This is a genomic window from Myxococcota bacterium, assembly GCA_041389495.1.
GTDB lineage: Bacteria > Myxococcota_A > UBA9160 > UBA9160 > UBA4427 > JAWKRT01.
Genome location: JAWKRT010000001.1, coordinates 334,722 through 355,464 on the forward strand (window position 1 = coordinate 334,722; position 20,743 = coordinate 355,464).

21 protein-coding genes are annotated in these 20,743 nt (G+C 73.8%); 13 read left to right on the forward strand and 8 right to left on the reverse strand.

All coding sequences use genetic code 11. The annotated features are described in order from the left end of the window. Nucleotides 1-38 precede the first annotated feature (38 nt). On the forward strand, nucleotides 39-566 hold the full coding sequence (locus tag R3E88_01475) for a nuclear transport factor 2 family protein (protein MEZ4215124.1): 528 nt from the start codon (nucleotides 39-41) through the stop codon (nucleotides 564-566). Here the strand turns inward: R3E88_01475 and R3E88_01480 are convergent. Then, nucleotides 563-1,390 carry an enoyl-CoA hydratase/isomerase family protein gene (locus R3E88_01480; protein ID MEZ4215125.1) on the reverse strand — a complete coding sequence of 276 codons (828 nt, stop codon included), beginning with the start codon at nucleotides 1,388-1,390 and terminating at the stop codon, nucleotides 563-565. The genes R3E88_01475 and R3E88_01480 overlap by 4 nt on opposite strands. A 77-nt stretch (nucleotides 1,391-1,467) precedes the next feature. Further along, a complete protein-coding gene (locus R3E88_01485; protein ID MEZ4215126.1) occupies nucleotides 1,468-2,589 on the reverse strand; it encodes an alcohol dehydrogenase catalytic domain-containing protein in 1,122 nt (373 codons plus the stop codon). 90 nt (nucleotides 2,590-2,679) lie between these two features. Here R3E88_01485 and R3E88_01490 point away from each other — a divergent pair, with 90 nt between their 5' ends. Genes R3E88_01490 through R3E88_01505 form a run of 4 tightly spaced genes read left to right on the forward strand, consistent with a single transcriptional unit; the run spans nucleotide 2,680 to nucleotide 5,296 of the window. Then, nucleotides 2,680-3,123, forward strand: coding sequence for a nuclear transport factor 2 family protein (locus R3E88_01490; GenBank protein ID MEZ4215127.1), 444 nt, complete (start codon nucleotides 2,680-2,682; stop codon nucleotides 3,121-3,123). Nucleotides 3,124-3,126: 3 nt separating this feature from the next. Beyond that, nucleotides 3,127-3,813 carry an enoyl-CoA hydratase/isomerase family protein gene (locus R3E88_01495; GenBank protein ID MEZ4215128.1) on the forward strand — a complete coding sequence of 229 codons (687 nt, stop codon included), beginning with the start codon at nucleotides 3,127-3,129 and terminating at the stop codon, nucleotides 3,811-3,813. After that, a complete protein-coding gene (locus R3E88_01500; GenBank protein MEZ4215129.1) occupies nucleotides 3,810-4,667 on the forward strand; it encodes an LLM class F420-dependent oxidoreductase in 858 nt (285 codons plus the stop codon). The genes R3E88_01495 and R3E88_01500 overlap by 4 nt, the downstream gene beginning before the upstream one ends. Nucleotides 4,668-4,678: 11 nt before the next feature. Next, nucleotides 4,679-5,296 (forward strand): glutathione S-transferase family protein, encoded by a 618-nt coding sequence (locus R3E88_01505; protein ID MEZ4215130.1) that lies wholly within the window; start codon nucleotides 4,679-4,681, stop codon nucleotides 5,294-5,296. A gap of 37 nt (nucleotides 5,297-5,333) precedes the next feature. Here the strand turns inward: R3E88_01505 and R3E88_01510 are convergent, their stop codons facing one another. The 5 genes from R3E88_01510 to R3E88_01530 form a co-directional block, all read right to left on the reverse strand. Continuing rightward, nucleotides 5,334-6,011, reverse strand: a complete 678-nt coding sequence (locus tag R3E88_01510; protein ID MEZ4215131.1) for a TrkA family potassium uptake protein — start codon at nucleotides 6,009-6,011, stop codon at nucleotides 5,334-5,336. A gap of 28 nt (nucleotides 6,012-6,039) precedes the next feature. Continuing rightward, the gene (locus R3E88_01515) at nucleotides 6,040-7,422 is read right to left on the reverse strand and encodes a potassium transporter TrkG (GenBank protein MEZ4215132.1); all 1,383 of its coding nucleotides are present in this window, start codon (nucleotides 7,420-7,422) and stop codon (nucleotides 6,040-6,042) included. A gap of 139 nt (nucleotides 7,423-7,561) precedes the next feature. Next, the gene (locus R3E88_01520; GenBank protein ID MEZ4215133.1) at nucleotides 7,562-8,869 is read right to left on the reverse strand and encodes an MFS transporter; all 1,308 of its coding nucleotides are present in this window, start codon (nucleotides 8,867-8,869) and stop codon (nucleotides 7,562-7,564) included. A gap of 69 nt (nucleotides 8,870-8,938) precedes the next feature. Next, nucleotides 8,939-9,595 carry a nitroreductase family protein gene (locus tag R3E88_01525; GenBank protein MEZ4215134.1) on the reverse strand — a complete coding sequence of 219 codons (657 nt, stop codon included), beginning with the start codon at nucleotides 9,593-9,595 and terminating at the stop codon, nucleotides 8,939-8,941. Between the two features lie 72 nt (nucleotides 9,596-9,667). Further along, nucleotides 9,668-11,158, reverse strand: coding sequence for an AMP-binding protein (locus R3E88_01530; protein ID MEZ4215135.1), 1,491 nt, complete (start codon nucleotides 11,156-11,158; stop codon nucleotides 9,668-9,670). A 74-nt stretch (nucleotides 11,159-11,232) separates the two neighbouring features. Here R3E88_01530 and R3E88_01535 point away from each other — a divergent pair, with 74 nt between their 5' ends. Next, complete coding sequence (locus R3E88_01535) at nucleotides 11,233-12,039, forward strand: enoyl-CoA hydratase-related protein (protein MEZ4215136.1); 807 nt, start codon at nucleotides 11,233-11,235, stop codon at nucleotides 12,037-12,039. Between the two features lie 51 nt (nucleotides 12,040-12,090). Then, on the forward strand, nucleotides 12,091-12,933 hold the full coding sequence (locus tag R3E88_01540) for an SDR family NAD(P)-dependent oxidoreductase (GenBank protein ID MEZ4215137.1): 843 nt from the start codon (nucleotides 12,091-12,093) through the stop codon (nucleotides 12,931-12,933). Here R3E88_01540 and R3E88_01545 read toward each other — a convergent pair whose 3' ends face one another. Further along, a complete protein-coding gene (locus R3E88_01545; protein ID MEZ4215138.1) occupies nucleotides 12,934-13,614 on the reverse strand; it encodes a TetR/AcrR family transcriptional regulator in 681 nt (226 codons plus the stop codon). It lies immediately after the preceding gene. A 294-nt stretch (nucleotides 13,615-13,908) separates the two neighbouring features. On the opposite strand from R3E88_01545, the gene R3E88_01550 reads away from it, so the two are divergent. The 6 genes from R3E88_01550 to R3E88_01575 all read left to right on the forward strand — a co-directional run bounded on the left by R3E88_01550 (nucleotide 13,909) and on the right by R3E88_01575 (nucleotide 20,700). Next, complete coding sequence (locus R3E88_01550; protein ID MEZ4215139.1) at nucleotides 13,909-15,063, forward strand: efflux RND transporter periplasmic adaptor subunit; 1,155 nt, start codon at nucleotides 13,909-13,911, stop codon at nucleotides 15,061-15,063. Next, nucleotides 15,060-18,206, forward strand: a complete 3,147-nt coding sequence (locus R3E88_01555; protein MEZ4215140.1) for an efflux RND transporter permease subunit — start codon at nucleotides 15,060-15,062, stop codon at nucleotides 18,204-18,206. The genes R3E88_01550 and R3E88_01555 overlap by 4 nt, the downstream gene beginning before the upstream one ends. A 65-nt stretch (nucleotides 18,207-18,271) precedes the next feature. Beyond that, on the forward strand, nucleotides 18,272-18,916 hold the full coding sequence (locus R3E88_01560; protein MEZ4215141.1) for an HAD family phosphatase: 645 nt from the start codon (nucleotides 18,272-18,274) through the stop codon (nucleotides 18,914-18,916). Next, complete coding sequence (locus R3E88_01565; protein MEZ4215142.1) at nucleotides 18,913-19,380, forward strand: PaaI family thioesterase; 468 nt, start codon at nucleotides 18,913-18,915, stop codon at nucleotides 19,378-19,380. The genes R3E88_01560 and R3E88_01565 overlap by 4 nt, the downstream gene beginning before the upstream one ends. Then, on the forward strand, nucleotides 19,377-20,216 hold the full coding sequence (locus R3E88_01570) for a TIGR03619 family F420-dependent LLM class oxidoreductase (GenBank protein ID MEZ4215143.1): 840 nt from the start codon (nucleotides 19,377-19,379) through the stop codon (nucleotides 20,214-20,216). The genes R3E88_01565 and R3E88_01570 overlap by 4 nt, the downstream gene beginning before the upstream one ends. A gap of 64 nt (nucleotides 20,217-20,280) precedes the next feature. Next, on the forward strand, nucleotides 20,281-20,700 hold the full coding sequence (locus R3E88_01575) for an HIT family protein (GenBank protein ID MEZ4215144.1): 420 nt from the start codon (nucleotides 20,281-20,283) through the stop codon (nucleotides 20,698-20,700). Nucleotides 20,701-20,743: the final 43 nt, after the last annotated feature.

Below are 20,743 nucleotides of genomic sequence, written 5' to 3' on the forward strand. Positions count from 1 at the left end.
GCCCGTCGCGGCGCGCGCGCATGATAGGCTCGTCGGCCATGGCGAATCGACCTCCTTCGACCGCGCCGACGCCTGCGTCGGAGCGCTGGACCGAGCGCGAGCGGCGCAACGTCGCCGCCGTCGACCTCCTCTTCTCCCCGCCCGCGGGCTTCGACCCGTCGACGCTGTTCCGCGACGACGCGACGTGGTGGAACGGGCTCCCGTACATCGCGGGTCGCGAGGGCGCGACGGAGCACGCGGGCATCGAGGCGATCCGCGGGATCCTGTGGGGCGCGGGGGCCGACCAGTCGGGCCGCGGCGTCGACGCCTACGACCTCGGGACGACGCGCTACGAGGACGTCGTCGTGATGGCCGACGGCGACCTCGTGCTGCGCCAGCACACGATGCGCGCCCGCACGCACGGCGGGCAGAGCTACGTCAACGTCTACGCCTTCGTGTTCCGCTTCGACGACGAGGGCCGCATCGCGTACCTGACGGAGCACTGGAACACGTGGCACGCGTGGAACGTGCTCTTCCACCACTTCCCGATGGAGCCCGCGCACCCGCTCCCGGACGGGCGGCGTTAGTCGTCGGCGAGGCGGTCGAGCTCGGCGCCGATCGAGGGCTCGCCCTCCGGCGTCTGCAGGCCTCGCTCGAGGAAGCGCCGCATGAGCGCGCGCGGCTCGGGGCGCGTCATGCACCGGTCGAAGCCGAGCTGCTCGCGGCGAAGCTCGTCGGGGAGCGCGCGGTCGACCTCGGCCATCACGCCCTTGATCTCGGCGATCGACGCGAGCGGGAAGCGCGCGATGCGGCGCGCGAGCGCGTCGACGTAGGGGCCGAGCTCGTCGGGCGGGAGCGCGCGGTTCACCCAGCCGAGGCGCGCGGCCTCCTCGGCGCTCACGTCGTCGCCGCCGAAGATCACCTCGGCCGCGCGCGCGCGGCCGAGCAGGCGCGTGAGCCGCACGGTGCCGCCCGCGCCGGGCAGGATGCCGAGGCCGATCTCGGGCTGGCCGAGCACGGCGCGGCCGATCGCCGCGAAGCGCATGTCGCACGCGAGCGCGACCTCGCTGCCGCCGCCGCGCGCGTAGCCCTCGATCTGCGCGATCGTGACCTTCGGCATCGTGCGCAGGCGGTCGAGCGTCGCGTGCACCCACGAGAGCCCGGGCGCGAGCGCGGGCGCGCCCGCGGCCTCGGGCATCGCGACGATGCCCTCGACGTCGCCGTGCGCGATGAAGAAGCGCGGGTTCGCGCTGCGCAGCACGAGCACCTTCGCGTCGTCGTCGGTGGCGACGCGCTCGAAGACGTCGGCGAGCGCGGGCAGCAGCGCCATGCCGAGCAGGTTCATCGGCGGGACGTCGATCGTCGCGACGGCGATGCCGTCGGCGACGGCGAGCGAGACGGGCTCGGGCATGGGGCCTCCGTGGAGCGCGGTCCGCGCGCCGCGCGCGCGGCCAGGTGGCGTGCGCGCGGCCTCGCGGCGTGCGCGCGTCAGTCGAGCGTGAGCACGCCGCGCGCGAGCCGCCCCGCGTGCAGGTCCTCGACGGCGCGCTCGAAGTCGTCGAGCGGATACGTCTGCGACACGAGCTCGTCGAGCAGGAGCCTCCCGGCGCGGTAGTGGTCGACGATCTCGGCGACGTCGCGGTGCGGCTGCGCCGAGCCGTAGCGACAGCCGAGGATGCCGCGGTCGACGTGCGTGAGGTGCGTGACGGGGACGTCGACCGTCGCGCCGACCGGCGGCACGCCGACGACCACGACGTTGCCGCCCCACGCGAGGCTCTCGAGCGCGGCGCGCACGACGCGCGGCGCGCCCACGCACTCGAACGCCCAGTCGACGCCCGAGGTCGGGTCGACGCCTCCCGCGGTGGGCGCGGCCGCGCCCGCCGGCGCCGCGAGCCGCGCGCGCACGGCCGCGGCCACGTCCTCGCCGTCGCGCGCGAGCACGAAGTCGGTGGCACCGAACGCGCGCGCCGCGGCCTCCTTCCCGGGCTGCGCGTCGACCGCCACGATGCGCGACGCGCCCGCGATGCGGAGCCCCTGGATCGCGTTGAGCCCGACGCCGCCGACGCCGAAGACGGCGGCCGTCTCGCCCGCGCGCACGCGCGCGCGATTCAGGACCGCGCCGACGCCCGTGATCACGCCGCAGCCGACGAGCGCGGCCGACGCGAAGGGCACGTCGTGCGGGATCTTCACGGCCTGCCCGGCGCCCACGACCGTGCGCTCGACGAACACCGACGTCGCCGCGAAGTCGTGGCACGGCCGGCCCGCGAGCGTGAACGGCGTGGCGCGGTTGCCGAACGTGCTCCGGCACCAGGTCGGCCGGCCGGCCGCGCAGTGGCGGCAGCGCCCGCACGCCGCGAGCGTGTGCAGCACCACCGGGTCGCCCGGCGCGAGGCCGCGCACGCCCGCGCCCACCTCCTCGACGACGCCCGCGCCCTCGTGCCCGAGCACGACGGGCACGGGCCATTCGATCGTGCCGTCGAGGACGGAGAGGTCGCTGTGGCAGAGGCCGGCCGCGCGGATGCGCACGATCACCTCGCCCGCCTCGGGCGCGCGCAGCGCGAGCGCGTCGCTCACGAACGCCTTCGCTCCGTCGTACACGATGCCGCGCATGGCCGCGCAGTATACGCGCGCGCTTGCGCGTCGACGCCGCGGTGTGGGATACCTGTCGCCCCGCGCCGCCCGCACGCCCGAGGAGCCCCGATGCCCGCCGCGTACGACCCCGCCGACACGCTCCGCCGCTTCTTCGCCGACCTCGACCGGCTCGACTTCGACGCCGTCGGCGCCTACTGCAGCGACGACTGCGCCTACGAGGACGTGCCCGTCGGCCCCGCGGCGACGGCCGTCGGTCCGAAGGCGATCGCCGAGAAGCTGCGCAACGGGCTCGGCATGCTCGAGCGCATCCCGACGACGATCCACCGCCTCGCGCGCGACGGCGACACCGTGCTCGTCGAGCGCACCGAGGTCTGGCACCACCCGACGGGCGAGCGCGCGACGCTCCCCGTGATGGCCGTCTTCGAGTTCCGCGCCTCGGACGGGAAGATCACGCTCTGGCGCGACTACTGGGACGTGAAGACGCTCTTCGACCAGCAGCCCCCGGGCTGGCTCGAGAAGATCGTCGGTGCCGCTGCGTCCGCTGGTCGTTAGGCGATGATCGACCTGCGCCGCGAGGGCGCCGTGTTCGTGCTCACCATGGACGACGGCGAGAACCGCTTCCGCCCCGAGCGCGTCGCGCGCTGGAACGAGGCGCTCGACGAGGTCGAGCGCACGGAGGGGCCGAAGGCGCTCGTCACGACGGGCACGGGCAAGTTCTACTCGAACGGGCTCGACCTCGACTGGATGCTCGGCGAGGCCGCGCCCGCCGAGCGCGCGGCCTACATCCCGTCCGTGCTCGCGGTGATGGCGCGCGTGCTCGCGTTCCCGGCGATCACCGTGTGCGCGATGAACGGGCACGCGTTCGGCGCCGGCGGGCAGATCGCCGTGGCGCACGACTACCGCGTGATGCGCGCCGACCGCGGCTTCTTCTGCATGCCCGAGGTCGACATGGGCGCGCCGCTCCACCCGGGCATGACGGCGCTCCTGCAGGCGCGCCTCCCGCACCAGACGGCGCACCGCGTGATCTCGGAAGGGCACCGCTACCCGGCGGAGGAGGCGCTCGCCGCGCGCATCGTCGACGCCGTCGCGCCGGAGGGCGAGGTGGTGTCGCGCGCGATCGCGATCGCGGAGCCGCTCGCGGCGAAGGCGAAGCCCGCGATGGGCGTGCTCAAGAAGGGGATGTACGAGCGCGCGCTCGCCGCCCTCGCGCTCCCGCTCGCATCCCTCGAGGAGACGAAGTGAAGTACGGCATCTCGATGTTCCCGACCGACTACTCGATCGGCCCCGGTCGGCTCGCCGCCGCGCTCGAGGAGCGGGGCTTCGAGAGCTTCTGGGTGCCCGAGCACTCGCACTTCCCCGTCTCGCCGATGACGCCGGGGCGCGACCAGCCGGGCCTCCCCGCCTTCTACTACGAGGTCGTCGACCCGTTCGTCGCGCTCGCGATGGCGGCACAGGCGACGACGCGCCTGCGGCTCGGCACGAGCATCTGCCTCGTCGTGCAGCGCGACCCGATCCAGCTCGCCAAGCAGGTCGCGAGCCTCGACGCGCTCTCGGGGGGCCGGTTCGAGTTCGGTGTCGGCGGCGGCTGGAACGCGCTCGAGATCGGCCACCACGGCGTCGGCTTCGGCGACCGGCTCGCCGTCATGCGGGAGCGCATCGAGGCGATGAAGCGACTGTGGACGGACGACGTCGCCGAGTACCACGGGAAGTACGTCGACTTCTCGCCGAGCTACGCGTGGCCGAAGCCGGCGCAGAAGCCCTTCCCGCGGATCCACGTCGCCGCGAACGCGCCGAAGGGGCTCGCGCGCGTCGTGCGCGACGGCGACGGCTGGTTCCCGATGATCGGAGCGGGCGGCCCCGACGCGAGCGTCTTCGACCACCTGCCCGAGCTGCGCCGCCGCGTCGCCGAGAGCGGGCGCGACCCCGAGCGGTTCGAGGTGAGCCTCTACTACTGCCCGAAGGACGAGGCGCTGCTCGCGCGCTGCAGGGAGCACGGCCTCGCGCGCGCGATCTTCGTGGTCGACGCGGCCGACGAGCCGACGACGCTCGCGGCCCTCGACGAGATCCAGGCGCTCGTCGAGCGCGTCGAACGCTAGGCGAGGTCGAGGTGGCCGACGTGAAGCTGACCTACATCCCCGGAAGCCGTTCGCTGCGCGTGCGCTGGCTGCTCGAGGAGCTCGGCGTGCCCTACCAGCTCGAGCGCGTGACGTTCGCGCGCGGGCACCTCAAGACGCCGGAATACCTCGCCAAGAACCCGCTCGGCCTGGTGCCGACGCTCGAGGACGGCGACAGCGTGCTCTTCGAGAGCGGCGCCATCTTCGAGCACGTGCTCGAGAAGCACGACCCGGAAGGGCGGCTCCTCCCGCGCGCGAACCCCGCGCGCGCGAACGTGCGCTCGTGGATGCACTGGGCCGAGGGGTCGGCCTCGCCGCCGCTCGGCATCTACCTGCGCCACGCCGTCATGCTGCCCGAGGAGCGGCGCATCGGGGCCGCCGCCGACGAGGCGAAGAAGCGGCTCGTGCAGGTCTTCGAGGCCGTCGCGCGCCAGCTCGAGCGGCAGGACTTCCTCGCGGCGCGCGACTTCACGGCGGCCGACGTCATGCTCGGGCTGACGCTCCTGCTCTGCAAGCAGGTCGCGCTGCTCGGGCCCGAGTTCCCGAGCCTGCTCGCCTACTACGAGCGGCTCGCCGGCCGCGAGGCGTTCACGCGCGCGAACGCCGACTGAGCGGCCCGCGCCGCGCGCGCCCCGGAGCCCCGCGCGCTCACGCCCTGCGCGGTCGGCGCGCGCCTCCGCGGTCGTCGAGCGCGTCGACGCGGTCGTCGCGGCCGGCGACGAGCAGCGAGTCCGAGGGCTTGAGGACCGCGCCCGGGTCGGGCGGGAGCGCGAGCGCGCCGGTGAGCTGGTCGCGCACGCCGACGACCTGCACGTGCAGCCGACCGCGCGGTTCGAGGTCGCGCAGCGAGCGCCCGACCCAGGACTCGGGCACCGCGATCTCCTGCATCGAGAAGCCGTCGCCGATCGGCGTGTAGTCGAGCGCGGCGCGCGAGACGAGGCGGTGTGCGAGGCGCAGGCCCGCGTCGCGCTCCGGGAACACCGCTTCGGTGACGTCGAGACGGTCGAGCGCGCGCGCGGCGTCGAGCGAGCGCGCCTTCGCGTACACCTCGCGGATGCCGAGGTCGCGCAGCGCCATCATCGCGAGGACGGTGGTCGAGAGGTCGGCGCCGGTCGCGATGACGGCGGCGTCGACGGCGCGTGCGCCCGCGCGCTCGAGCAGCGACGGGTCGGTCGCGTCGCCGACCACGGCGCGCGTCACCCACTCGACGTGCCGGTCGACGAGCGCGCCGTCGCGCTCGATCGCGATGATCTCGTGTCCCATCTCGCGCATCGTGCGCGCGAACCAGAAGCCGAAGGTCCCGAGGCCGATCACCAGGACTCGCATCTCGTCGTCGCCTCCGCCTGTGTCCGCGTCAACCGACGAGGACGTCTTCGTGGGCGTACCGGAACCGCACGCGCCGCCGCCGCTGCGCGGCCATCGCCGCGAGCGCGATCAGCGGCCCGATGCGCCCGAGCACCATCGCCGGCACGAGCACGAGCCGCCCGGCGACCGTGAGCTCGGGCGTCTGGCCCATCGAGAGACCCACCGTGCTGAACGCGCTCTGCGTCTCGAACACGAGGCGCACGAGCTCGCGGCGATCGGCCCAGCCCTCGTCGCCCGATTCGGTGACGAGCAGCAGGAAGAGCAGCGCGCCGAGCAGGAGCACGGCGCCCGCCGCGAGCCCGGTCGCGCGCTGGATCGTCTCGCGCGGGATCGTGCGACCGGCGAGCGACACGTCCTCGTCGCCGCGCAGGCGCGACCACAGGAGCAGCACGAGCAGCGCCGCCGTCGTGACCTTGACCCCGCCCGCGACCGACGAAGGCCCGCCGCCGATCCACATGAGCGCGAGCGTCAGGAAGAAGGAAGGATTCGAGACCCCGTCGTAGTCGACGGTGTTGAAGCCCGCGGTCCGCGCCGTCACCGCCATGAAGAACGCGTTGACGGTGCGGTCGAGCGGCGAGAGCCCGACGAGCTCGTGGCGCCACTCGAACGCGAGGTAGAGCGCCGTCGACAGCGCGAGCAGGATGCCCGTCGACGCGAGCACGACGCGCGAGTGCAGCGTCAGGTGGCGGTGGCGTCCTCGCAGGCGGAAGCGCAGATCCTGGATCACCGGGAAGCCGAGCCCGCCGAGCACGACGAGCACGGCGATCGCGAGCACGAGCGCCGGGCGGTCGCGGTAGGCCGTCAGCGAATCGGCGAAGAGCGAGAAGCCCGCATTGCAGAACGCCGAGACGGAGTGGAAGACCGCGAGCCAGGCGGCGCTGCGGTCGCCGACGCTGCCGCGCCACCCGAGCCATAGCGCGGCCGCACCGATGGCCTCGAGCACGAGCGTGAAGCCGACCGCCGTGCGCAGCACGCGCGCGGCCGCGCGCGGCGGCAGCACGGACGGCGCGCCGCCCGCCGCCTCCTCGACCCCGAGACCGACGCGCGCGCCCGTCAGCGACACGAGCACGCCCGCGAGCGTGAGGATGCCGAGCCCGCCCGCCTGGATGAGGAACAGCAGCCACGCCTCGCCCCACACGGTGAACGCGCTCGAGACGTCGACGACCGACAGGCCCGTGACGCAGACGGCGCTCGTCGCCATGAAGAGCGCGTCGACCCAGCCGAGCGGCTCCCCGGCATAGAGGCCGGGCAGGACGAGGAAGCCCGCGGTGCCGATCGCGATGAGCGCGACGAACGACAGGGACGCGAGCTGCGGCCCCGAGATGCCGGGCCGCGGTGCGCGCGCGGTTCGCGACGGCGATGCGGGATCCATCACGCGCTCCACCTCCCCGCATGCCCGCACGTCGGAGCGCGGAGGGTCGGTACGGCCGCGGGCGGTCCGGTGCGCGCGGACCGTAGCGCGCGGACGGGGGAAGGTGGTGCGGCCGCGGCCCGCCCGTCGCGCCGCGCGGCTAGTCGCGCTGCCAGACGATCAGCAGGATGCCGTAGGACGCGCACACGCCCGCCGCGGCGAGGAGCGTCGGGACGACGCCGAAGGCGGCGGCCGCCTTGCCCATGCCGATGCCGCCGAACGGCACGAGGCCGGCCCAGCAGATCTGGAAGAGCGACATCACGCGACCGCGCTTCGCGTCGTCGACGACCTGCTGCACGATCGTCTGCAGGCTCGTCATGACGGTGAAGTAGAAGAAGCCGATCAGGAGCTGCATCAGCATCGCGATGTGCCAGTCGCGCGTGGACGCGAAGGCGGTGAGCGCGACCGCGTAGGCGAAGAACATTCCGCCCGCGGCGCGCAGCGAGGTCTGCCGGTAGCCGCTCACGAGCGCGCCGACGAGCGCGCCGGCGCCGGTCGAGGCGACGATCCACTCGAAGAGGTCGCGGTCGCCGAGCACTTCGGCGGTGAACACCGACACGAGCGTCATGTGCGAGACGCCGAACAGCGTGAGCACCGCGACGGTGGCGAGCGCGGGCACGGCGGGCTCGCGCTCACGCGCGTGCCGGAAGCCGCTCGCCATGCGCGCGAGCATGCCGTCGTCGTCGTCCTCGGGCGTGAACGGCGTGAGCCGGATCAGCGCGATCAGCGTCGCGGCGATCGCGGCGGCGACCATGTAGACGACGAAGCGCGACGCGAGCGAGCCCATCGCGACGAGGCTCGCCGAGAGCAGCGGCCCGACCACGCGCGTCAGGTTGTTGGCCGCGCTCTGGAGCGAGACGGCGCTCGGCAGGTCGTCGTCGGGCACCGAGTTCGCGGCGATCGCGAAGTTGGGCGGCCCGGAGAAGGCGTACGCGGTGCCCATCACGAGCGAGAGGAGCAGCAGGAGCCGCGGCGTGATCGCGCCCGTCGACGTCGTCCACGCGAGCACGCCCGCGATGCCGATCACGACCGAGTAGCAGCCGAGCAGGATGCGCTTGCGGTCGAAGCGGTCGGCGGCGACGCCCGCGATCGGCGCGAACAGGAAGGCCGGCACGAACAGGAAGAAGAACAGCCAGCCGACCATGCTCGGGTCGTTGTCCGAGAGCTCGATCATCAGCTTCTGGAGCGAGATGTGCGAGATCCAGAAGCCCGTCTGGTTGATCACGAACGCCGAGAACAGGAGCCGGTACTCGCGGTGCGCGAGCGCGCGGAAGCCGCGGCCGCGCTCGCTCGCCAGGAAGCGCGGCAGCCGCGACGACGGCACGCCCATCGCGACCGAGTCGGCCGGGTTGATGGCGGCGTCGGCGGGGTTCGCCCCGAGGCTCTCTTCGGCGTGCGTCTTGCCCACGCGCGTGCGTCTCCGCGGCGCGAGCGAGGCTCGCTCCGCGGCTCGCACTCGCGCCTCAGCAGGAGGTCGTTATTTCGGGGGCCAGAGCGGCTCGGGGATCTCGAACCCGAGCGCGCCCGTCCACGAGTTGCGCGAGGAGACCTCGTGCACGGGACGCCGCGGTGCGACGCCCCAGCGCCCCGTCGGGTAGCCCATCGTCACGCAGCCCGCGAAGTTCCACGTGTCGTCGGGCACGCCGAGGATCGCCTTCACCTCGGGCCACTTGAACAGGATCACGCTCGTGAGCGCGGAGCCCACGCCCTCGGCGCGCGCCGCGAGCATGGCGTTCCACAGCGCCGGGTAGATGGAGCCGCCGCTCGGGTCGCTCTGCGCGAAGCCCATGAGCAGGAGCGGGTAGGTCTCGAAGTTCTCCGCGAGCCAGTTCGCCGAGTTGTACACCTTGCGGAACTGGATGCTCTCGGGGTCGTTCGGCGTCGCCTCCATCGCGTCGAGGCGCTGCTTGTAGATCGTCTTCCACAGCATCGACATGCAGTCGCGATAGATCGGGCCGAGCTTGCCGCGCACGGCCGGGTCGTCGACCAGCAGGAAGTGCCAGTTCTGCGAGTTGCCGCCCGACGGCGCGCGGATCGCCGCGTCGAGGATGCGCATCTGCACGTCGGCGGGGATCGGGTCGGGCTTCACGCGGCGCATCGCGCGCGTCGTGTACAGGGCTTCGCGAACGTCCATGGGGGCGGCTCCTCGCGCGGCGCCGGGCGGTGCGCGCGCGGCGCACGATACCAGCTCGCGCGCGCGGCGCGCTCAGATCCTGCGTTCGCGCCCCTGCCAGTAGCGCGCGCGGATGCCGCGGCGCGCGAGCTTGCCCGCCTCGGTGCGCGGGAGCGCGGGGTCGAAGTCGACCGCGCGCGGCACCTGGTAGCCCGAAAGGCGCGCGCGGCAGTGCGCGAGGATCGCCTCGCGCGCGGCGTCCGGGTCGGCGCCGGGCGCGAGCTGCACGACGGCGCGCACCTCCTCGCCCCACTCGTCGTTCGGCGCGCCGACGACGCAGCAGTCGGCGACGAGCTCGAGCTCGAGGAGCGCGGCCTCGATCTGCGCCGGGTAGACGTTGACGCCGCCCGTGATGACGACGTCCGCGCTGCGATCGCACAGGAAGAGGTAGCCGTCGTCGTCGACGTAGCCGATGTCGCCCGTCGTGAACCAGCCGTCGCCGCGCCGTCCTTCGCGCGTCTTCGCGGGGTCGTCCTTGTAGACGAACGGGTTGCCGTCGTCGAGCGCGAAGCAGACGGTGCCCTCCACGCGCGCGCCGACCTCGCGTCCGTCGTCGTCGACGATCTTCATCGCGACGCCCGGGCGCGGGCGCCCGACCGAGCCCGGGCGCTCGAGCCACTCCGTCGCGCCGATCATCGTGCCGCCGCCCTCGGTCGCGCCGTAGAACTCGAACAGCACGGGGCCCCACCACTCGATCATGCGCCGCTTCACGTCCGGCGCGACGGGCGCCGCGCCGTGGCACACGAGGCGCAGCGACGAGGTGTCGTAGCGCGCGCGCACGTCGGCGGGCAGGCGCAGCAGGCGCACGAAGTGCGTCGGCACGAGGAAGGTCGACGCGACGCGGTGGCGCTCGACGAGGCGCAGCAGCTCCTCGGGGTCGAAGCGGTCCATCAGCACGACGTCGCTGCCGAGCGCGAGCGCGCCGTCGCAGTACGTGTTGGGCCCCGAGTGGTAGAGCGGCCCGGCGACGAGGTGCACGCCGCTGCGCTCGGTCTCGGGAAGGAACGCCGAGATCATCGCCATGCCCGCCGCGCACGTGACGGTGGGCGGTGGTGCGTCGGGCGGAGGCTCGCGCATCACGCCCTTCGGCCGGCCCGTCGTCCCCGACGTGTAGAGCATGTTCTCGCCGGCGAGCGGGTGCTCGTAGGCGTCCGCGCGCTCGCCCGCGAGCGCCTCCTCGAACGAGCGGAAGCCCTCGATCGCGCCGCCGACGGCGAAGCGCCGCTCGGGCGCGACGTGCGCGGCCGCCGCGCGCGCGGCCTCCGCGAAGCGCGCGTGCGCGACGAGCGCGTCCGCCTCGCAGTTGTGCGCGACGTACGCGGCGTCCTCGGGCGTCCAGCGCCAGCTCATCGGCGTGTAGCGCCGGCCCGACCACGTCGCGCCGCGGTACGCGAAGAGCGCGGGCGCGCCGTTCGGGACGAGCGTCGCGACGGCGCCGCGGCGCGGCACGCCCGCGCGGTCGAGCGCGCGCGCGAAGCGCCACGCTCCGGCGAGGACGTCGGCGTTTCGGACCACCTCGGTCATGCGCCCTCCCGTACAATGCGCGCGCCCGCGCTGTCAACGCGCGCGCCCGTCCCGGGGCGCGAACACGGAAGACGATGGAACTCGCGACGCTCCGACTCTCCGCGGCCGACGACGCCGGCATCGCCCACCTCGAGCTGCACCGGCCCGAGCGGCGCAACGCGTTCAGCCCGCGCATGGCGCACGAGCTGCGCGCCGTCCTCGACGCGCTCGCGCGCGACGCCGCGGTGCGGGTCGTCGTGCTGCGCGGCGCGGGCGGCACGTTCTGCTCGGGCGGCGACCTGCAGGGCGACGGCGACGCCGCCCCCGACGCGGGCGGTGCCCCGGCGAGCGCGGCCGACGTCATGCGCGACGTCTACAACCCGGCCGTCCTGGCCCTCCACGCCTTCCCGAAGCCCGTGCTCGCGGCGGTCGAGGGCGTCGCGGCGGGCGCGGGCGTCAACCTCGCGCTCGGCTGCGACGTCGTCTACGCGGCCGAGGGCGCGCGCTTCTGCGAGATCTTCGCGCGGCGCTCGCTCGCGCTCGACTGCGGCGGCTCGTGGCTGCTGCCGCGCCTCGTCGGCCTGCACCGCGCCAAGGAGATCGCGCTCTTCGCCGATTGGCTCGACGCGCAGGACGCGAAGCGCATGGGGATCGTCGCCGAGGTGTTCGGCGCCGACGAGCTCGGCGAGCGCGTCGACGAGCGCGCGGCGCGCCTCGCCGCGCTGCCGCCGCTCGCGCTCGCCGCGATCAAGCGCAATCTCGCCGACTCCGCGTCGCTCTCGTTCGCCGAGTCGCTCGAGCGCGAGGCGAGCGCGCAGACCGAGCTCGCCGCGACCCGCGACTTCGGCGAGGCGATGCGCGCCTTCTTCGAGAAGCGCGCGCCGCGTTTCGAAGGACGTTAGGCACTCCGCGCCCGCCTCGCGCCGGGCGCGCCCACCGGCAGGAGGACTCGCGTGGACCCCAACGGCAAGGCCGCCGTCGTCGTCGGCGGGGCGTCGGGCATCGGCCGCGCCACGGCGCTCGAGCTCGCGCGCCGCGGCGCCGACGTGTTCGTCGCCGATCTCCACGAGGCGCGCGCGGCCGAGGTCGTGCGCGAGGTCGAGGCGCTCGGGCGCCGCGCGTTCGCGCTGCGGACCGACGTGCGCAGCGACGCCGACGTCGACGCGCTGCGCGACGCGGCGCTCGGCGCACTCGGCCGCGTCGACCTGCTCGTGAACAGCCCCGGCGTGTCGCTCCTCGGCGCCGTCGAGGAGATCCCGATCGAGGACTGGCAGTGGGTGCTCGACGTGAACCTCGTCGGGTTCGTGCGCACCTGCCGCACCTTCCTCCCGCACATGCTCGCGCGCGGCAGCGGCTGGATCGCGAACGTCGCCTCGATCGCCGGGCTCTACGCCTACAGCTACGACGCGGTGCCCTACGTGACGTCGAAGTTCGGGTGCGCGGGCTTCACCGAGGGGCTCGCCGTCTACGCGCGCCCGCGCGGCGTCGGCGTCTCGCTCCTGTGCCCGGGGCTCGTGCAGACGAATCTGGCGGAGAACGCGCGCATCGTCGGCGTTCCCGACCCGGCGTCGTTCCTGCACTTTCCCGAGCACATGCGCCGCGCGATCGCGCCCGAGGAGGCGGCGGCGGTGCTGTGCGACGGCATCGAGGCCGAGCGCTTCCTGCTGCTCACGCACCCCGAGGACGAGGCCGTGCTGCGCGATCGCCGCGCCGACGTCGACGCGGCGATCGCGCGCCAGGTGCGCGAGAGCCCGGACCCGTTCGCCGGGCGCTACGGCCCGCCGGAGCGCGGCTGACTAGCGTCGCGAACGGATCCCCTGCATGACGACGTCGACGAGCGTGTTGAGCACGTCGGCGAGCTCGTCCTGCTCGTGGTTCGCGATGAAGCCGAAGGTGCTCGTGAGGAACATGGTCGCGATCTGCTCGGGCGAGAGGTCGGCGCGCACCTCGCCGCGGGCCTGGGCGGCCGCGGCGTGACGCGTGATGGCGTCGATCAGCTGCGCGCTCTCCTCGCTCGCGTCGCTCGGCGCCTGCGGCTTGCGCACGTACAGCGAGAGCATCTCGCGCAGCACCTCGCCTCCGCCCGTCAGCGCGACGGCCGCGACGATGCCGTCGCACACGCGGCGGAACGCGTCCTCGAGCGTCGCGCCCTCGGTGGCGAGCGACGCGACGCGCGCGAGCGCGAGGTGCTCGACGCGCGACTGCAGCTCGAGCAGCACGTGGTCCTTCGTCGGGAAGTGGAAGTAGAACGTGCCGCGCACGACGCGCGCGGCCTTCGCGATGCGGTCGATCTGGGCGGCCGCGACGCCCACCCGCTGGAACTCCGCGAGCGAGGCGTGGAAGAGCCGCTCGCGCGTGTCGGCGCGTTGCTGCGCGCGGCGGCCGGCGGGGCGTTCGGACGGAGAAGGCAGGGGCACGAGACGGGGAGCGGGCGAGCTCGCGAGCGAGCTCGTGCTCGGAATGGGCGCGTTCGTCATGAGATCTCTCTACCGCCGTCGTTGACGGACGTCAATCGCTCTACTACACATCGCCGAACGCCGAACGGGCATCGGCGCCGGGCGACTCGACCCTCGAGTCTTGCGCCCAGGCACGTCGTTCCTCGATGCTGCGGCGCGGAACGCGGCGCTTCGGTCGAGGGCGAGTCCCGGGGCGGGCGCACGGTAATCGAGCCCGCAACGTCGTTTCATCACCCACCTGTGGGGTGCCGTCCGAGGGTGCCCCGACGCGCCCCGCGACGGGCCAACCAGAGACAGGACGGACAGGCCCAGCCCATGCGGACCCCCCGATCCATCGCCGCCGCCCTCGCGCTGGCGGCCACCGCGAGCCTGCTCGCCGCCTGCTCCGCCGACGAGGCCGCGGACACCGCGGCCGAGGGCGAGCTCGTCGCCGTCGAGCCCGTCGTCGCCATCGACTTCACCGAGCGCATCACCGCGACGGGCGAGCTGCGGGCCACGAACCACGCCGACATCGCCGCCGAGGTCGACGGGCGCGTCACGGAGCTCCTCGCCGAGGAGGGCGCGGCCGTCGCCGAGGGCGCCGCGCTGCTCGAGCTCGACCCCGCGCGGCGCAAGCTCGACCTCGCGGCGGCGCGCGCGCGCGTGGCCGAGGAGCGCGCCAACGAGGAGAACCAGCGCCGCGAGGTGGCGCGCCTGCGCGAGCTCCGCCGCAACGACATCGCCTCGACGTCCGCGCTCGACCGCGCCGAGACGGCGCTGCGCCTCGCCGAGTCGCGGCTCGCCGGCGCGCAGGCCGAGCTCGGCGTCGCCGAGCGCGCGCTCGCGGAGGCGACGGTGCGCGCGCCCTTCGGCGGCATGGTCGTGATGCGCAAGGTGAGCCTCGGCGAGTACGTGCAGCTGGGGACGCCGCTCGTCGAGCTCGTCGCGCTCGACCCGATCGAGGTCGTGTTCAACGTCGCGGAGGTCGACTCGGCGCGCGTCGCGAAGGGCCAGATGGTGCGCGTCGAGGTGGCGCCGTTCCCCGACGAGACGTTCGCGGCCACCGTCGACGTCGTGTCGCCGACGATCGACCCGGCGACGCGCACGCTGCGCGTGAAGGCGCGGCTCGAGAACCCGGACGGTCGCCTGCGCCCGGGCCTCTTCGCGCGCGCCGACCTCGGCATCGCCGATCGCCGCGGCGTCGCGGTCGTGTCCGACCAGGCCGTCCTCCAGCGCACGGACGGCTCGGTCGTCTTCACGGTGACGCCGGCCGACATGCGCGCGCACCGCCGGCTCATCGAGGTGGGCGGCTTCCGCGAGGGCCGCATCGAGGTCGCGTCCGGCATCGGCGCCGGCGAGCTCGTCGTCGTGCGCGGCCAGTCGGGCCTCGTCGACGGCCAGCTCGTGCGCTTCTCGGTCGACTCGAAGACCGCCGACGGCACGCCCTCGCTCGCGCGCGACGGGGAGCCCGACGAGGTTCCGGTCCCGTGACGCTCTCCGACGTCTCGATCGAGCGCCCGGTCCTCACGTGGATGATCGTGATCGCGCTCGCGACGTTCGGCGTGCTCGGCTACCAGCGCACGGGCGTCGACCAGTATCCCGAGATGGAGATGCCGACCATCTCCGTCCTCGCGTCGCTCGACGGCGCGACGCCGGAGGGCATCGAGGAGGACGTCACCGACGTCCTCGAGGAGCAGCTCTTCTCGATCTCGGGCGTGAAGACGCTCCGGTCCACCTCGCTCCAGGGCGCGGCGATGCTCGAGGTCGAGTTCGTGCTCGGCACCGATCTCGACGTCGCCGTCCAGGACGTGCGCGACCAGGTCGCGCAGGCCATGCACTTCCTCCCGAAGGGCATGGAGATGCCGACGGTGAACCGCCGGCGCACGGGCGGCATGCCGCTCATGTACGTGCCCATCTTCTCGGAGCGCTCGGTGGTCGAGATCTCCGAGTTCGTCGACCGCGTCATCCAGCCGAAGATCGAGTCGATCCCGGGCGTGGCGGCCGCGATGGTGCTCGGCGACCGCGAGCGCAACATCCGCATCTGGCTCGACGGCGACGCGATGCGCGCGCGCGGCCTCGCGGCGAACGACGTGCTCGCGGCGCTGCAGCGCGAGCACGTCGACCGTCCGGCCGGCTATCTCGAAGGCCCGGGCATCGAGTGGGCCGTGAAGACGGACGCCGAGTTCCGGTCGGTCGAGGAGCTCGAGCGCATGGTCGTCCGCTTCGAGGACGACGCCCCCGTCTACCTGCGCGACGTCGCGCGCGTCGAGGACGGCGAGGAGGACTACCGCTCGATCATCCGCTTCAACGGCACCGAGACCGTCGCGATCGGGATCGTCAAGCAGTCCGATGCGAACGCGGTCGACGTCGCGCGCCTGTGCTTCGCGCGGCTCGAGGAGATCCGCAGGATCCTGCCGCCCGACGTCCGCATGGCCGATCGCGACGCGATCCTCGACTTCTCGAAGAGCATCGTCGAGGCCGTGGCCGAGACGCAGTTCGCGCTCGCGTTCGGCGCCGTGCTCGCCGTGTTCGTCGTGTTCGTCTTCCTGCGCCGCTCCCGGCCGACGTTCATCATCGCCGCGGCGATCCCGCTGTCGGTGATCGGCACGTTCGGCCTCGTCTGGGTCGCCGGCAACACGCTCAACACGATGACGCTGCTCGGCCTCACGCTCGCGATCGGCGTCGTGATCGACGACGCGATCATCGTGCTCGAGAACATCGAGCGGCACCGCGAGTCGGGGAAGTCGGCGCGCGAGGCGGCGCGCGACGGCACGCGCGAGATCACGTTCGCGGCCGCGGCCGCGACGTTCTCGGTCGCGGCGGTGTTCATCCCCGTCGTGTTCGCCGACGGCTTCGTCGGCGCCTTCCTCTCCGAGTTCGGCTTCACCGTCGCCGGCTCGGTGATCCTCTCGCTGCTCGTGGCGCTGACGCTGACGCCGATGCTCGCGGCGCGCATGCCGCCGCCCGCACCGCGGCGGCCGGGCGGCGTCTACGACCGGCTCGAGGCGATGTTCACGGGCCTCGAGACGGGATACCGGCGCGTGCTGGATCTCTCGCTCGCGCACCGCGCCGCGACCTTCGCGGTCGCGATCGCGTCGCTCGGGCTCGCGGTCGTCTTCGGCCGCATGCTCGGCGCCGAGTTCTTCCCGCCGAGCGATGGCGGCCTCGTCTTCGTGCAGTTCGAGGCGCCGGTCGGCTCGAGCCTCGAGCACACGGTCGAGCTGCTCAAGACGAACGAGGCGGTCGCGCTCGCGCTCCCGGAGACGCGCGGCGTCTTCTCCGAGGTGGGCTACGGGGGCTCGCGCGGCGTCGGCATGCCGAGCGCCGGCGCGGTCAACATCAACATGGGCTCGCCGCGCGGTCGCGAGCGCTCGACGCACGAGCTCATGCCGATCATCCGCGCGAAGCTCAAGGAGATCCCCGGGCAGAAGGTCAGCGTCGTCGACCCGTTCGGCTCGATGAGCTCTTCGAACGCGATGTTCGAGACGCAGATCCTCGGGAGCCTCTCGCTCGAGCAGCTCGACGACCTCGCGTCGAAGATGGTGCGCGAGCTCGAGCAGCGCGGCGGCTTCGTCGACGTCGACTCGAACCTCGACCTCGGCCTGCCCGAGCTGCGCGTCGTGCCCGACCGCGAGAAGGCCGCTGCGCTCGGCATCGACGCGGCGACGCTCGCGCAGGTCATCCAGCTCACGATCGGCGGGCTCGACGTCGGCGTCTTCAAGGAGGAGGGCCGGCGCTACGACATCCGCATGAAGATCGACGACGCCGAGCGCCGCAGCCCGAGCGCGATCGACGACCTCTACGTGCGCGGGCGCTCGGGCGAGGTGGTCGAGCTGCGCAACCTCGTGCGGCTCGTTCCCGGCGCCGCGGCCTCGCAGATCTCGCGGACGGACCGGCAGCGCAGCGTCACGATCACGTCGAACCTCGACGGCATCACGCTGGCGGAGGCGGTGCGCGCCGCGGAGGACGTCGCGAAGCGCGTGCTCCCGGAGGGCGTGCAGCTCGCGGAATCCGGCGAGGCCGAGTTCATGCGCGAGAGCTTCGCGCAGTTCGGGCTGATGCTCGTGCTCGCCATCCTCGCGATCTACATGGTGCTCGCGTCGCAGTTCGAGAGCTTCCTGCTCCCGCTCTCGGTGATGCTCGCGCTCCCGTTCGCGATGGTCGGCGCGCTCGGCGGCCTGTGGCTCGCGAGCCTGTTCGGCATGAGCGGCATGACCTTCAACATGTTCAGCCTGATCGGCATGATCCTGCTGGCCGGGCTCGTCACGAAGAACTCGATCCTGCTCGTCGACTACGCCAACCAGCTCCACCGCGAAGAGGGCAAGTCGCCCCTCGAGGCGATGCGCATCGCGGCGCCCATCCGCATGCGACCCGTCCTGATGACGGCGTTCTCGATGATCTTCGGCGTGCTGCCCGCGGCGCTCGGCATCGGGCCGGGCTCGGAGACGCGCGCGCCGATGGCGGTGGCGACGGCGGCGGGGATGTTCTCGTCGATGATGCTCACGCTGCTCGTCGTGCCCGTCTTCTACGTCTCGCTCGAACGCTTCTCGGAGCGCGTGCGCGTGCTCGCGCGGCGCCGCGGCGCCGCGCGCGAGGCCGCGGTCGAGGAGGGCGCGCGCGGCGCGCGCGCCTAGCATCGGCGCCCGGTGCGCCCGACGTCCGCGCGCGCGGCGCGCGGCAGGCCTGGAGGTCCGCGTCCGTGCTCGACGCAGTGCTCTTCGACTACGGCGGCGTCTTCACGACGTCGCCCTTCCACGCGGTGGGCGCCTACGGAGCGAAGCTCGGCGTCGCGCCGCAGGCGATCATCGAGACCGTCTTCGGCTCGTACGAGCACGACACCGACCACCCCTGGCACCGCCTCGAGCGCGGCGAGGTCGCGCTCGGGCCCGCGATCGAGGAGATCGTCGCGCTCGGCCGCGCGCGCGGCTTCGAGGCGGACCCGCTCGAGTTCTTCCGCGCGATGGGCGGCGGCGGCATCCACGAGGTCGTCGTCGCCTGCGCGCGCGAGCTGCGCGCCGAGGGCTTCCGCACGGCGCTCGTCACGAACAACGCGGCGGAGTTCCGCGAGCACTGGCGCCGGAGCCTCCCGCTCGACGAGCTCTTCGACGTCGTCGTCGACTCGAGCGAGGAGGGCGTGCGCAAGCCCGACCCGCGCATCTTCGAGCGCGCGCTCGAGCGGCTCGGCGGCGTCGCGCCGTCGCGCGCGGCCTTCCTCGACGACCACCCTGGCAACATCGCGGCCGCGCAGGGGCTCGGGATCCGCGGCGTGCTCGTGGGCCCCGAGCCCGCGCACGCCGTCGCCGAGCTCGACGCGCTGCTCGGGCGCGGACGCGCGCGGGCGTGACGGACGCGGAGGGCGCGCGGCCCCACGTGGGCGCGAACCGCTGGAACGAGGCGATCGGCGTCGTGATCGACGAGGTGCGCGACGATCTCGTGCGCGCGCACGTCGAGGCCGGGCCGCGCCACCACCAGCCGTACGGCGTCGTCCACGGCGGCGCGTGGTGCTCGATCGTCGAGGAGGTGGCGAGCACGGGCGCGGGCATGCTCGCGCTGCGGCGCGACGGCGCGGGCGTGCTCGGCGTGTCGAACCAGACGGACTTCCTGCGCTCGCACTCGACCGGCCGGCTCGAGGTGACGGCGCGGCCGCTGCACGCGGGGCGCCGCCAGCAGCTCTGGGAGGTGCGCATCGAGCGCGCGAGCGACGGCGTGCTCGTCGCGCGCGGGCAGGTGCGCTTCCAGGTGCTCGACGAGCTGCCCGGCGCGCGCCGCGAGCGCCTCGCGCGCGGGGAGGAAGGAGGCGCGCCGTGAAGTTCGGCGTGAACCTCGGCCTGCTCCACCCGAGCGTCTGGCCGGAGCTCGCGAGCGCCGCCGACGAGTGCGGGTTCGAGTCGCTCTGGCTCCCCGAGCACCTCGTCTTCCCCGTCGAGCAGCGCGGCCGCCTGCGCCGCGGCGAGGCGCACGCGCCCGTTCCGCCGTCGACGCCGCTCTACGACGCGCCCGCCTATCTCTGCTACCTCGCCGCGCGCACGCGGCGGATCCGGCTCGGCACGAACGTCTACCTGCTCGGCATCCGCCATCCCTTCGTCGCCGCGCGCGCGTTCGCGACGCTCGACGTCGTGTCGGACGGGCGCGCCGAAGTCGGCATCGGCGCGGGCTGGTGCACGAGCGAGTTCGAGGCCGCGGGCATCGACCCGGCGACGCGCGGGCGGCGGCTCGACGAGTGCGCGGACGTCTGCATCCGCCTGTGGACCGAGCGCGAGATCGCGCACCGCGGCGAGTTCCACGCCTTCGAGCCCGTGATGTTCGAGCCGAAGCCCGTGCAGCGACCGCACCCGCCGATCTCGGTCGGCGGCGAGGCGCCGGTGGCGCTGCGCCGCGCGGTGCGGCTCGGCGGCTGGATCGGCATGCAGGCGGGCCTCGACCACGTGCGCGCGCAGGTCGCGCGCCTGCGCGCGCTCGAGCGCGAGGCGGGCGTGCCCGAGGGCTCGACCTGCGTCACCGTCCCGGCGCGCATCGCGAGCGACGCCGACGTCGAGGCGTACGCCGAGGCCGGCGTGCACCGTGTGATCCCCGAGCTCGGGGGTCGCTCGCGCGACGCGGCGGAGACGGCGCGGGCGTTCGCACGGCGCTTCGTGAACACCTAGCGTCGGTCCGGGCCGGAGGCCGCGCGGCGCGGCCGGGGCGAGGCGAGACGAGGGAGGAGCGATCGTGGCGACCGTCTTCGACAGGATCCTCGACGGCGAGCTGCCGTCCCACGAGGTGTACGCCGACGAGCACGTCTACGCGTTCCTCGACATCAACCCCATCTCGCTCGGCCACACGCTCGTGATCCCGCGCGAGCGCAGGGCCTTCCTGCACGAGCTCTCGGACGAGGCGGGCGCGGCGATCGGCCGCGCGCTGCCGCGCATCGCGCGCGCCGTCATGGCCGCGACGGGCGCCGAGAACTACAACGTGCTGCAGAACAACGGCGCGCCCGCGCACCAGGCCGTCTACCACGTGCACTTCCACGTGATCCCGAAGCTCGACGGCGAGGGCCTCGGCGTCGGCTGGAAGCCGCGCGCCCTCGAGGCCGCGACGGCCGAGCGCCTGCTCGAGCGCATGCGCGCGTCGCTCGCGAAGGAGCGCTAGGCGGCGCGCGCGCGTGATATGCTGCCGCGCCTCGAACCCCACG